This window comes from Streptomyces sp. NBC_01707, assembly GCF_041438805.1.
Lineage (GTDB): Bacteria > Actinomycetota > Actinomycetes > Streptomycetales > Streptomycetaceae > Streptomyces.
Window position 1 is genome coordinate 8,478,994 of the sequence record NZ_CP109190.1, and the last position, 12,387, is coordinate 8,491,380.

Consider the following 12,387-nt stretch of genomic DNA (forward strand, 5'->3'; position numbering starts at 1 on the left):
GTCCCTAAAATTGCCTGGTCCGCCGCCTGTCACCAGGTTCTCCGAAGAAGGATCTCCGATGCCTCGCCCCACTGTGCACCACCAACCGTTCGGCGCCGCCCAGGGCCGCTCCGACGTCGATGTCTGGACTCTCGACTCCGGTACGGGAGTCCAGGCCGAGATCCTCACCTACGGCGGCATCCTGCACAGCCTCACCGTGCCCGACACCGACGGATCCGCCGCCTCGGTCGTACGGTCCCTGGCCACGCTCGACGACTACATGGGGAAGAACCCCTTCTTCGGCGCTCTCATCGGCCGCTTCGCCAACCGCATCGCCCACGGCCGCTTCGCCCTCGACGGGACCACCCACGAGATCCCCGCCAACGACCGCGGCCACGCACTGCACGGCGGCCCCGAGGGGTTCCACACCAGAATGTGGCAGGCCACCGGTCACACCCGCGACGACGCCGCGGTCGTCCGGCTGACCCTGCACAGCCCCGACGGCGACATGGGGTTCCCCGGAGCGCTCGACGTCACCGTGACGTACACCCTCGACACGGCGGGCACACTCGCCCTCGACTACACCGCGACCACCGACCGCCCCACGGTCGTCAACTTCACCAACCACGCGTACTTCGCCCTGACCGCGGAGGGCGACATCCTCGACCACACGCTGCAGGTGGACGCCGACACCTACCTGCCCGTCGACGCGGAGGGCATCCCGCAGGGCCCCGCCGCCGACGTACGCGGCACGCCGTTCGACCTCACCGCCCCGCAGACCATCGGGGAGCGGATCGTGCTGCCGGACGAACAACTGCGCATGGCGGGCGGCTTCGACCACTGCTGGATCGTCCGCGCGCCCGAGACCTCGGATGCCGTGCGACGGGCCGCGCGGCTCACCGCTCCCACGACGGACCGGATCCTGGAAGTCTGGACCACCGAACCCGGCATCCAGGTCTACACCGCCAACCAGCTGGACGGCTCGCTCGCCGACACCGCGGGCCGGCGACACGAGCGGCACGGCGCGCTGTGCCTGGAGACCCAGCACCTGCCCGACTCACCCAACCGCCCGGACTACCCCGGTACCGTCCTGCGACCCGGTGAGACCGCGCGCAGCCGCACCGAGTTCCGGTTCCCGCACCTCGACGCGTCCGCGCGCTGAGCCGCCGCCGCAGGCGACGGGCGTGCCCGGAGCACGCCCGTCACCCCGGTCGGTGCCCGCGCCTACTTCAGATAGGGACCGTCGGTCCCGATCTTGCCCGGCGCCGCGTTGCTGCCGCCGAGGTCGAGTACGTAGACCCGCAGATTGCCCTTGCCCGGTGCCGGGACTGCGAGGGTGCCGCCCGTCACCACCCGGGTGTCCCCGGTGACCGCGTCCTTGTAGGTGCCGTTGGGGATGCCGGTGTACGTGGCCGCTCCGGTGACGGTCACCAGGGCGAAGCTGTCGACTCCGCTCGCGGTGTCGGTGTAGCGGCGCTTGTACGCCATCGAGCCGGTGATGCCGTCGGTGGAGTACTGGCCCATCTGCAGGGCCGGCACCGACCGCCGGATCTCGTTCAGTCGTTGCAGATGCTTGACCAGCGGCTTGTCGAGCGTACTGGCGACCTCGCCGGTCGCCGAGGAGACCTTGCCGAAGTCGGACGCCTGCACCGTGCCCGTGAGGTGGTCGCCGTAGTACGCGCGGCCGGTGGTCGCCAGCGGGCAGGTCGGCCCGCAGTCGATCTTCTTGCCCGCCTGGAACTCGATCTCCGACCCGTAGTACAGGGTGGGGATGCCGCGGAACGTCCACATCAGGGACATGTTCTCGGCCCATGCGTCGGTGCCGCCGGAGTATCGCTCGCTGCTCTTGTTGGGCCCGTAGTCGTGGCTGTCGACGTACACGACGTTGTACGTGGCGTCGTTGTAACTGTCGTCGGAGTCCTTACCGTTGTTGTACGCGTTGTTGGCGTCACCGAAGTTCATGTGCATCCGCATGTCGATGACGTTCATGCCGGAGAACCGGCTCTGGTCCGGTGTGTGGTAAGCGTTTCCGTTCAGGAAGGCGTTGGTGGAGGTCGGCTGGTTCCCGGTGCCGAGCTGCTGCTCGTAGTCGTACATCTCCAGGGCGGCCTTCGCGTCGTCGCCGTCGTACTCCTTGCGCTCCTTCCAGGTGTAGAACTGCGCCGAGTGGTTGACCGAGCCACGGTTCCACTTGTCGTTGACGAAGGCGGCGACCTCGCCGAAGACGAAGAAGTTCTTCGCGGCCTCCGCACCGAACTGCGACGTGACGCGCTCCTGGATCGCGGGCAGGAAGTGGCGGTTCCAGGTGGTGCGGGGAATGTGGACGGCGGTGTCGACGCGGAAGCCGTCGACCCCCATGTCGATGTACTTGTCGTAGGCGCCGATCAGGTAGTTCTGGACGGGTGCGCTCTCGGTGTTGAAGTCGGCGAGATCCTCGTGAAGCCAGCAGCTGCGGGAGTCCTCGCCCTCCCAGTTCCCGATCCAGCAGTTGTGGTAGTACGTCTTCGGGAACATGCCCGAAGTCGGGCTCGGCCACTGGCAGTTGTAGATCCTGTAGCCCTCGGTGGAGGTGCCCCCGGTGGGCTTGCCCCAGTTGAGACAGGTGTTGCCGGACGGCTCCGCGGTGGACCAGAGATCACCGTTGTAGTACGACTTCCCGGTCTTGGACTCGACGCTCAGACCGTCGTACTCGAAGCCGTCGTTCCTCTCGTCGTAGTACCAGCTCCACTGGTCGTCCCGGACCCCGTAGACGGTCGGGGTGAACAGGCCCTTGGCGCCCCAGCGCGAGGAGTGGTTGTAGACGACGTCCTGGTAGATCTTCATGCCCTTGGCGTGGGCGGCGTTGATCAGGTCCTGGTACGAGGCGCCCGCGGACTCCAGGCGGGCGTCGACCTTGTAGAAGTCGTAGCCGTGATAGCCGTGGTAGTCGTAGTCGGATCGGTTCAGCACCACCGGAGTGATCCAGACGGCGGAGAAGCCGAGCCCCTTGATGTAGTCGAGCTTGTCGACCAGGCCCTTGAAGTCACCTCGGAACATGGGGTCGTTGTTCGCCGCGTTGCCGGACTTCACATGCTGGCTGCCGCCCCGGTTGTTGGAGCTGTCGCCGTCGTTGAACCGCGCCGTGAGCACGAAGTAGATCGGGTCCTTGCGCGGGTCGGTGCCGAGCGGTGTTCCGGCCGCCGGTGCGGCCGGCTTCTCGCCGGTCGTGGCGGTGGCGGCGGTCGAAGCGGCCGATGTGTTGCCCGCCGCGTCCACGGCTTTGACGGTGTAGTTGTACGCCGTCCGCTCCTCCAGGTTCGCATCGGAGAAGACGGTGGAGCCGACGTCCGTCACCATGGTGCCCTTGGTTCCGCCGGTACGGGTGACCTGGTACTTCGTCACTCCTCGGTCGTCGGTGGACGGGTCCCACGTCAGCACGACCGACACGCCGTCGGCATCGGCGGTCACCTTCGTCGGCGCGCTGGGGGCCTGGGTGTCCGGCGGCTCGGCGGCGCACGGATCCTCGGCGTCGGCGGTGACCCGCTTGTTCTCGACCGTGGAAACGCCCGAGAGGATCGTGTAGTTGCTGCCGTTGTTGTTGTCCCAGACACCGTTGCCGTTGTTGAACGCGGCCTGCATCTTGGTGGCGCTGCCCAGATCGACGGACCGCCTGACCCACCCCGTACAGGCCGCTTCCATGCCGACGCCCGGGACGGCGGTCCATGAACCGCCCTCGGGCTGGTAATGCAGATTGGTGGTGGTCCAGCCGACAGTCGCCGTGGAGTAGTAGACCGAGGCGGTGTGTGTGTCACCCGGAGTGGGTGAGGGCGTCGGGTCGGTGCCGCCGTCGGAGCACGGGTCGCTGTGGGCCACGACCCCGTCCTTGACCGTGATGGTTCCGGTGCCCAACGCGTAGTTCTTTCCGGCGTTGTTGTCCCAGACGCCCGAACCGTTGTTGAACGTGGCGGCGAGCCCGCTCGCACTTCCGAGACTCACGGTCTTCTTCACCCAGTCCGTACACGCCGCTTCCATCTGGACGCCCGGCACGGTGGTCCACGAACCGCCGTCAGGCGCGTAATGGAGTTTGTACGCCGACCAGTTCCGGGTCTTCGTGTAGTAGAAGACCGTCGCCGTGTTCTCCGAGGCCGCGGCCGGGACGGAGGTGGCGGGAACGTCCGTGTGCGGTACCGCCGTGAGGAGCCCCAGAAGCCCGGCGGCCACCACGGCTGCCGCCAGAGGGCGTTTCAGCAGTCGGTGGGGGGAACGTCTCATACGCATCTCCAGGGGGGAGGGCAGCGGCCGGTCGGCCGCGGCAACCAAGAGCGCGGCCGCCCATCGAGCGACCGCGGTCCCGCCGGAGAACCCTGACGCGCCTCGGGGTTCGGGCGAGCAGTGCATCCCGTCAGCAAGAGCCGTCAGAATTTTGCTGCAATCTTTTGCGGTCAGGAAGTTACCCGTGCATGACAGGTACGTAAAGAGTCACGGCGCGGCCGGTCGCGACCGGCCGGCATCGCGCTGTGCTGTGGTGCCGGCCGGCACCACAGCACAGCGACGGTCACACTCCGGGAAGTGTCCGCCCTGCGAGGGCCTCCGCGGCCGCCTGCCCGCAGACGCGGGCGGCGCCGTGGGTGTCGATACGGACGGCACCGGCCGGTCCGGGGTGCGGGACACCGAGCTCCACCGTGATCGCGTCGGGACGGCGGGCGAGCAGTACACGCAGCCAGTCCCGCACGGCGGGCCGGCGGTGGGCGTCGCGGACAGCGAGGACGAGCGGTCGGCCGGCGGCCTCGGCGAGGATCCGGTCGGCCTGCGCCGGGTCGAAGGGCGCGAGGGCGGGCAGGGTGGTGCGGACGGTCCCGGGCATCAGTGCGGTGAGGGCAGGGCCCAGGCCCCATGGCACTGCGTCGCCCTGGACCACGGTGCCGGGGACACCGAACTCGACCAGAACGGCAGGGGTTTGCAGCGGCAGCGCGGCAGCGTCATCGGTGCTGATGCGCAACGCGCGGCGGGCGGCGGTCAGTCCGAGCGCCCGATCGGGGGACGGCGCGGGAACGGACGCGGCCAGGGCCCGCTGCCAGGTGGCGAACCCGGCGGTACGGGCCGCGGCCTCGGCGAGCCGCTCCTCGGGGAGTTCGCCGCGGACCACCGCGTCCGCGACGGCGGCACGCAGGCCGGCGAACTCGGTGTCGCCGGATCGGTCACCGAGGCAGATCAGATCGACCCCGGCGGACAGTGCGCGGACGGCCGCGCCCGCCAGTCCGTAGCGGGCGCGGACCGCCTGCATCTCGATGGCATCGCTGACGACGAGCCCGTCGAACCCCAGCTCCTGGCGCAGCAGTTGGATGATCACACGGGGGCTGACGGTGGCGGGGCGATCCGGGTCGTAGGCGGGGATGAGAAGGTGGGCGGTCATCACCGCGCGGGCGCCGGCCGCGAGGGCGGCGCGGAACGGCGGCAGGGCCAGCTCGGCGATGCGGTCGGCGTCCATGGCGACGGTGGGCAGGTCGAGGTGGGAGTCCGTGTCGGTGTCGCCGTGGCCGGGGAAGTGCTTGGCGCACGCGGCGACCCCCGCGTCGTGCAGCCCGCGCACCCAGGCGGCGGTGTGCCGGGCGACGACTGTCGGGTCGGCGCCGAAGGAGCGGACGCCGATGACCGGGTTGTCGGGGTTGGAGTTGACGTCGGCGTCGGGGGCGTAGTCGAGGCCGATGCCGACGGCGCGCAGTTCACCGCCGACGGAGGTGGCGACGGCGGCGGTGAGTTCGGGGTCGTCTACCGTGCCGAGGGCGAGGTTGCCCGGATAGGAGGACCCGGTCGCGGCCTCCAGCCGGGTGATGTCCCCGCCCTCCTCGTCGACGGCGATCAGTACATCGGGGTTCTCGGCGCGCAAGGCGGCGGTGAGTGCGGCGGTCTGCGCGCGGTCTCGGATGTTGGGCCCGAAGAGGAGTACCGAGCCGAGTCCGCCGGAAAGTCGGCGGCGGATCCAGTCAGGGGCGGTGGTGCCACGGAAGCCGGGCTGCAGCACGCGGTCGGCGAGGGCGAGGAGTTCACCGTCGGCCCGAGTGGGACGGGGGGCGGGGGTGGGCGGCATGGCGGTTCCTCTCGGGCTGGGCGGTCGGTTCCTCGGGACGGGCCGGCCCGCCGAGAGGTCAGACGTCCTTGCTGTAGGTCCAGAAGACCCGGCCGAGCTGTGCGTCGACGGCGCGGGCGTAGAAGTGGATGGGGGCGGTCCAGCCGATCTCCGCCTCGTCGAGTCCGAAGGCGCGCTGGTCGGCGAGACAGCGTCGGAGCAGCACGGTGCCGACGCCGAGACCGCGTTCCGAGGACTCGGTGCCCATCGGGCCGAACCAGGAGCGTCGGTTGACGCCGTGGCAGGCGAAGCCGACATAGACCGGGCCGTCGGCGCCTTCGCGGACGGCGACATGGCCGCGCGGAGGGGAGTAGGTCAGGGCGCGAGCCGCTTCGCCGTCCCAGGAGCCGCCCCACTGGTTCATCCAGGCGAGGAACGGCTTCTCGTCCGCCGGCGTGAGGCGGCGGACCTGTACCCCGGCAGCGGCGAGGCGTGCCTCGTCCTCGACGGTGCCGAGCGGGGCGGTGCGCAGATCGACGCTCAGGTTGAGGCCCTCGGGGCCCCGGGTGTAGCCACTGGATTCGGCCAGGCAGACGGCGCGGGTGTAGCGGATGTCGATGCCGGGCCAGGCGTAGTACGGAGGCCTGCCGCGGATCATCAGCCGGCCGGCCCCAACAACGACGAGGAGCTCCTCCGCACGGGTGAGCAGAGCGCGGCCGACGCCGCGGCTCTGTATCCCGGGGTGCACGGCGATGAGATCGATGTGGCCGGTGGCGGGGGCGCTCGCAGTGGCGGGACGGAGTGCGGCGAGGGCGACGCCCACCGGCTTCCCCTCGTCCTCGGCGAGGACCCGCAGCTGCGGGTGGCCCGCGGTCTGCGACCACAGCAGATCGAACACGTCCTCGGCGTCACTGTCGTGGACAAGGGCAGCGCGGGCGAGGCTTCGCAGGGCGGGCAGGTCGTGCTCGGTCGCGGTGCGTGCCGCCGGAAGGTTCGTCATGCCTGCTCACCTCGAGTTAGCTCCGGGGACACCGGATTGTAAGTGAATGACATCGGGGCTCGGTATTGCGGTGGAAATTTACCAGCGAGATGATCGGGATGTCAGCCCCCCGCACCTCATCGGAAAGCAGGCCGTGATGACCGTCCGCGAAGATCCCGCAAGTCTCCCCGATCCGGCAGACCTCGTCAGGAACGCGGTGGAGCAGGGTGTCGTTCCCGGAGCCGTCCTGATCACCGGACGCGGTGCGCACGGCCCCGTCCGTACCGCCGCGTTCGGTACCACCGCCGCCGGTCCGTCGGGGCGCCCGGTCACCGCGGACACGGTCTTCGACCTGGCCTCCCTCACCAAGGTGGTGGCCACCACTCCCGCCGTGCTGCGGCTCGCGGACACCGGGGCGCTGCGACTGGACGACCCGGTGCGCCGCCACCTGCCGGGCTTCACCGGGGCGGGCAAGAGCGAAGTGACGATCCGTCATCTCCTGTCGCACTCCTCCGGCCTGCCTCCGCACCGGGACTACTGGAAGCTTCCCGGCGGCCCCGCGGACCGGATCGCCGCCGTCCTCGCAGAGCCCCTCGACCATCTGCCCGGCACCGTCGTCAACTACTCCGACCTGGGGTTCATCCTGCTCGGCGAGATCGTCGTCACGGTGGCCGGACAACAGCTCGACGCCGCCGTGCGGGAGCTGGTGCTCGACCCGCTGGGCCTGACCGCCACCCGCTACCTGCCGCCCGCGGACTGGCGGGCGGCCACCGCCGCCACCGAGGCACCACCCGGCGGAGAGCCCAAGCGTGGCGTGGTGCACGACGAGAACGCCGAGAGCCTGGGCGGCGTGGCCGGGCACGCCGGGCTGTTCGGCACCGCGCCGGACCTCGCGCACTACCTTCGTGCCTGCTGGCTGGCCGACGAGTCGCCGCTGTCGGCCCGCACCCGCTCCGAGGCGCTCAGCCTTCAGACCGTGGGGCTGGACGGCGCGCGGGGGCTCGGCTGGACGCTGCCCGGCGACGTCTGGGACCACATGTCCCCGCACTGGCCCGCGACCGGCGCCGGGCACACCGGCTTCACCGGCACGAGCCTGGCGCTCGACCCGGTCACCGGGATCTGGGTGGTGCTGCTGACCAACGCCGTGCACTACGGACGCGGGGCGCGGGCGAAGGAGTTGCGACGTGTTGTGCACGCCACCGTGGCGGCCCGCGCCGAGCCCGTGCGCGGCTGAGCGCCAAGTGGTGCATCAAGGGCCCGAATCGTACATATCCCGGACACTCAGCGACGCGTACCCCAACGAACCCGTAGGATTCCCACATGTCTGCCCCACGTGACCGACAGCGCGGAGGCGGCGACGCCTCCCGGCGCTCCGCAGCACCCACCGCAGAGCGCGCGACGCCGCCACAGACGGTGCTGGTGCAGATCCGGGCCCTGCTGCCTTCTCTGCCACCCTCGGAGCGGCGGGTCGCCGAAGCGGCGATCGCCGATCCCGTCGGGGTGGCCGGGAAGACCATCAGCGAACTCGCCGCGGAATGCAGCACCTCCGAGACCACCGTCGTCCGGTTCTGCCGGGCCGTGGGCCTCAAGGGCTACCCCGACCTGCGGATCAAGCTGGCCTCGGCGGCCGGCAGCGAGGAGAGCGGCCCCGCCTGGTCCAGCGCCGGTAGCGACATCGGGCCCGGCGACTCGCTGGCCGACGTGGTCGGCAAGCTGGGCTTCGCCGACGCCCGCGCGGTCGAGGACACCATTGCCCAACTCGACCTCCACATCCTGGAGCGGGCCATCGACGAGGTGGTCGGGGCGAGCGCGGTGGACCTGTACGGCGTCGGCGCGAGCGCGCTGATCGCGCTCGACTTCCAGCAGAAGCTGCACCGTATCGGGCGCCGGGCGACCGCCTGGCCCGACCCCGACGGTGCGCTCACGTCCGCCGCTCTGCTCGGCCGCGGTGACCTGGCGATCGGTATCTCGCACACCGGCGCCACCACGGACACCGTGGCGGCGCTGGGCGAGGCCTGGGAGAACGGTGCCACCACGATCGCGATCACCAACTTCCCGCGTTCGCCGATCGCCGAAGTGGCCGACCACGTGTTGACCACCGCAGTGCGTGAGACCACCTTCCGGTCGGGCGCGATGTCCAGCCGGATCGCCGCGCTGACGCTGGTGGACTGCCTGTTCGTCGGGGTGGCGCAGCGCAACTACAGCCGTACGACGCGGGCGTTGGAGCGCACGTACACGGCGGTGCACCGGCGGCGGTCCCCGCAGTGACCGGCCCCCGGTGACCAGGATGCCCCGCGACCCACCGGGTCGCGGGGCATCCTCGTCCGCACTCAGGTGAGGGTGCGCAGGGCCGCGCGGACGCTCCCGCCGCCGGCCTCCAGGGCCTCGCGCGCCCGCTGCGGGGAGCAGTCGGCGAGCAGGCCGACGAGAGCCGTCTTCAACTCCCCTCCCGAGGCGGTGAGGGCGGCGCCGCAGCGGTCCTCGTCCAGCCCGGTGGCCTCCACCACGATGTTGAGGACCCGACCGCGCAACTTGTCGTTGGTGGCGGCCACATCGACCATCAGGTTGGAGTACGTACGACCCTGCGCCACCATCACGGCCGTGGACAGGTTGTTGAGCACCATCTTGTGCGCGGTGGCAGCCTTCAGCCGGGTGGAGCCGGCGATCGCCTCAGGACCGGTGTCCACCCCCAGGTGGATGTCCACCTGATCCGCCAGCTCGGCCCCGGGGTTGGCGCTGACCAGTGCGGTGAAGGCGCCCGCCGCCCGAGCGGCGCGCAGGGCGCCGCCGACGTAGGGAGTGCGGCCGCTCGCGGCGATGCCGACCGCGACGTCGCCCGGCCCCACCTCGGCAGCGTCGGCCGCCCCGACGGACTCCTGGTCCTCGACGCCCTCCACCGGCTCGACCAGTGCGCGCAGTCCGCCCGCGTGGTGGGCGACCACGACGCCGGGCGGGAGGCTGTAGGTGGGGATCAGCTCGGCGGCGTCCATCACCGCGAGGCGGCCCGACGTGCCCGCGCCGAAGTAGTGCAGCCGGCCGCCGGCCCGGACCCGGCGCGCCGTCTCGTCCACCAGCCGGGCCATGTCGGGAAGTACTGCGGCGACTGCCTCGGCCGGGATCCGGTCCTCGGCGTTGAGCAGGTGCAGCACCTCCAGGGTGGGCACGTCGTCGATGTCGCGGGTGCGTGGGTTACGGCGTTCGGTCGGGGCGTCGATTCGTACCGGAAGCTGCGGGTGCATCGCGGTTTCCTCTCGGTGGGAGGGCGGGCGGACGAGCGCGCGTAACTTTGCCACATGGTTTGAGAGTTGAGCGTAAGTTTCCGCCAGGGCGGATGGGTCGTTGTCGACCTCTCACCGCGATTCGGGCGATCTCGGCCCCCGCGTGTGGCGGTAAATTACGAACTGGATTCGGCCAACGCAACTCATTGACATAACCATGGCGCCGCTCCTACGGTCTGCTCACCCCCCAGGCCTTGTCCCACACACTCCACTTCTGCCTGCCGATCGGAGACCACGCGCTATGGTCCGGTTCAAGCACTTTGTCGCAGCGTCCGCCGCCCTCGCGACGCTCGGTACCCTCGCCGCGTGCGCACCGGATTCCGGTGCGAAGAACGGCGCCAACGGCGGTGGCGTCTTCACCACGGTCGACGCGAACAACCCGATCACCCCGGGCGCGCCGATGAACCCGTACAGCCCGAACGGGAACACGTTCCTCAGCTACAACTCGATGCGTCTCGGGTTCGAGAAGAAGAACCCGATGGATGCGAACGACTCCTTCCCGGGCCTCGCCAAGAGCTGGGAGATCAAGGGCGACACCCTGGTCGCGCACATGCAGCCCGGCGCCAAGTGGTCCGACGGCAAGCCGGTCACCGTCGAGGACATCAAGATGTCCATGGCCATCGCGCTCACCCAGGGCACCGCCTCGGTCGGCTCCGGCCAGCTGAGTGAGGGCCTCAACGTCGCCTCCGTGACCTCCGTCGGCAAGCACGACATCGAGTTCAAGCAGGCCGCCGGAACCAACAACGCGAACTTCGCGAAGCAGATCCTGGGCCAGTCCATCGTCCCCAAGTCGGTCTACGGCCACCTCGTGCCGGCCGACATCTGGGACACCATCGCCGCAAGCCAGCAGGTGGACGCGTCCAAGGCGACCGCCGCCCAGGCCGCTGTCGACAAGCTGAACGAGACCGGCAAGGCCATCGCGGCCTTCGCGCCGAAGAAGGACGTCTCGGCCGGCCCGTTCGTGGTCAAGCGCGTCAACCCCGGCTCGGCCATCCTCGTCCGCAACAAGTACTTCTACGACCTCGACAAGATCGCTCCGAGCCAGGTGGTCATCCGCCACTACTCCGGCAACGAGCAGATCTGGGGCTTCATGAAGAACGGCGACCTGGACGCCGCGCCCTTCACCGCCATCCCCACGAACGTCCTGAACCAGATCCTGGCCAAGGGGTACAAGCGCGCCGACGGCACTTCCTACGTCAACGCCTCGATCGCCTTCAACCAGAGCAAGGCACCCTACGACAAGAAGGAGGTGCGCCAGGCCCTGGCGTACATCCTCGACCGTGAGGCCATCACCAAGGTGGGCCAGCCGGTCGGCGGCATGGCCGCCACCGCCCCCACCGGCATGATCCGCAAGTCGACCGAGCAGTGGCTGGGCGCCGACGCGGTAGGCAAGCTCAACCCGTACGCCCACGACGAGGCGAAGGCCGCCGAACTGCTGAAGGGCGCAGGCCTGAAGCAGAAGGGCGGCAAGTGGTACCTGGCGAACGGCAAGCAGTGGAAGATCACGCTGCAGACCGTCAACGGCTTCAGTGACTGGATCGCCGCCTCCACCGTCGTCGCCAACGAACTCACCGCCTTCGGCATCGAGACCAAGCCGGCCCTCTCCGCCGACTTCGGCGCCTACCAGACGGACATGGCCGCAGAGAAGTTCGACGTCGGCTGGTGGCTGACCGCCGTCGGCTCCGACCCGCGCCAGAATTTCCAGCGCCTGTACGGCGAGAGCGACGGCTTCGTCGCCAACGGCAACAAGGTCACCCACACCGAGAAGAAGGGTGACGGCAACTGGATGCACGGCGACGAGACCTTCACGGTCGACGGGCAGTCCATCAACCCGGGGCAGCTCACGGCCGGCCTCGCCGGCCTCGACACCGAGGCCAAGAAGCCCGTCATCGCCCAGCTCGTCAAGGCCACCAACCAGGAAGTTCCCGTCATCCCGATGTGGGACTACACCAACGTGAAGTTCACCTACGACAAGAACTTCACCAACTGGCCGAAGAACGGGCAGGACGAGATCCTCGCCAACCAGCCCGGCGTGTGGATGATGCAGGGCTACATCCAGGCCAAGGGCAAGTGATCCAGGCCGGGTAAACGCACCAACCACCGCA

At 69.8% G+C, this 12,387-nt stretch carries 8 protein-coding genes; 4 read left to right on the plus strand and 4 right to left on the minus strand.

All coding sequences use genetic code 11. The annotated features are described in order from the left end of the window. Window positions 1-58: 58 nt before the first annotated feature. The gene (locus OG963_RS37950; RefSeq protein WP_093778713.1) at window positions 59-1,141 is read left to right on the plus strand and encodes an aldose epimerase family protein; all 1,083 of its coding nucleotides are present in this window, start codon (window positions 59-61) and stop codon (window positions 1,139-1,141) included. A 62-nt stretch (window positions 1,142-1,203) separates the two neighbouring features. On the opposite strand, the gene OG963_RS37955 is transcribed toward OG963_RS37950, so the two are convergent. From OG963_RS37955 to OG963_RS37965, 3 genes are all read right to left on the minus strand, one after another. After that, a complete protein-coding gene (locus OG963_RS37955; protein ID WP_371799912.1) occupies window positions 1,204-4,230 on the minus strand; it encodes a carbohydrate binding domain-containing protein in 3,027 nt (1,008 codons plus the stop codon). A gap of 283 nt (window positions 4,231-4,513) precedes the next feature. Next, the gene (locus OG963_RS37960; RefSeq protein WP_093778717.1) at window positions 4,514-6,046 is read right to left on the minus strand and encodes a glycoside hydrolase family 3 protein; all 1,533 of its coding nucleotides are present in this window, start codon (window positions 6,044-6,046) and stop codon (window positions 4,514-4,516) included. A 58-nt stretch (window positions 6,047-6,104) separates the two neighbouring features. After that, on the minus strand, window positions 6,105-7,025 hold the full coding sequence (locus OG963_RS37965) for a GNAT family N-acetyltransferase (protein ID WP_371799913.1): 921 nt from the start codon (window positions 7,023-7,025) through the stop codon (window positions 6,105-6,107). 136 nt (window positions 7,026-7,161) lie between these two features. On the opposite strand from OG963_RS37965, the gene OG963_RS37970 reads away from it, so the two are divergent. Together OG963_RS37970 and OG963_RS37975 are read left to right on the plus strand one after the other, a co-directional pair. Further along, window positions 7,162-8,238, plus strand: coding sequence for a serine hydrolase (locus tag OG963_RS37970; protein ID WP_176902376.1), 1,077 nt, complete (start codon window positions 7,162-7,164; stop codon window positions 8,236-8,238). Between the two features lie 86 nt (window positions 8,239-8,324). Then, window positions 8,325-9,272, plus strand: coding sequence for a MurR/RpiR family transcriptional regulator (locus tag OG963_RS37975; RefSeq protein WP_078878989.1), 948 nt, complete (start codon window positions 8,325-8,327; stop codon window positions 9,270-9,272). Between the two features lie 62 nt (window positions 9,273-9,334). Here the strand turns inward: OG963_RS37975 and murQ are convergent, their stop codons facing one another. After that, complete coding sequence (gene murQ / locus OG963_RS37980) at window positions 9,335-10,243, minus strand: N-acetylmuramic acid 6-phosphate etherase (protein ID WP_093778723.1); 909 nt, start codon at window positions 10,241-10,243, stop codon at window positions 9,335-9,337. Window positions 10,244-10,523: 280 nt separating this feature from the next. On the opposite strand from murQ, the gene OG963_RS37985 reads away from it, so the two are divergent. Further along, a complete protein-coding gene (locus OG963_RS37985) occupies window positions 10,524-12,356 on the plus strand; it encodes an ABC transporter substrate-binding protein (protein WP_177309233.1) in 1,833 nt (610 codons plus the stop codon). Window positions 12,357-12,387: the final 31 nt, after the last annotated feature.

Bases quoted from the DNA above. Each gene is read 5' to 3' on its own strand.
- OG963_RS37950 (WP_093778713.1), top strand. From the start codon at position 59: ATGCCTCGCCCCACTGTGCACCACCAACCGTTCGGCGCCGCCCAGGGC.
- OG963_RS37955 (WP_371799912.1), bottom strand. From the start codon at position 4,230: ATGAGACGTTCCCCCCACCGACTGCTGAAACGCCCTCTGGCGGCAGCC.
- OG963_RS37960 (WP_093778717.1), bottom strand. From the start codon at position 6,046: ATGCCGCCCACCCCCGCCCCCCGTCCCACTCGGGCCGACGGTGAACTC.
- OG963_RS37965 (WP_371799913.1), bottom strand. From the start codon at position 7,025: ATGACGAACCTTCCGGCGGCACGCACCGCGACCGAGCACGACCTGCCC.
- OG963_RS37970 (WP_176902376.1), top strand. From the start codon at position 7,162: ATGACCGTCCGCGAAGATCCCGCAAGTCTCCCCGATCCGGCAGACCTC.
- OG963_RS37975 (WP_078878989.1), top strand. From the start codon at position 8,325: ATGTCTGCCCCACGTGACCGACAGCGCGGAGGCGGCGACGCCTCCCGG.
- murQ (WP_093778723.1), bottom strand. From the start codon at position 10,243: ATGCACCCGCAGCTTCCGGTACGAATCGACGCCCCGACCGAACGCCGT.
- OG963_RS37985 (WP_177309233.1), top strand. From the start codon at position 10,524: ATGGTCCGGTTCAAGCACTTTGTCGCAGCGTCCGCCGCCCTCGCGACG.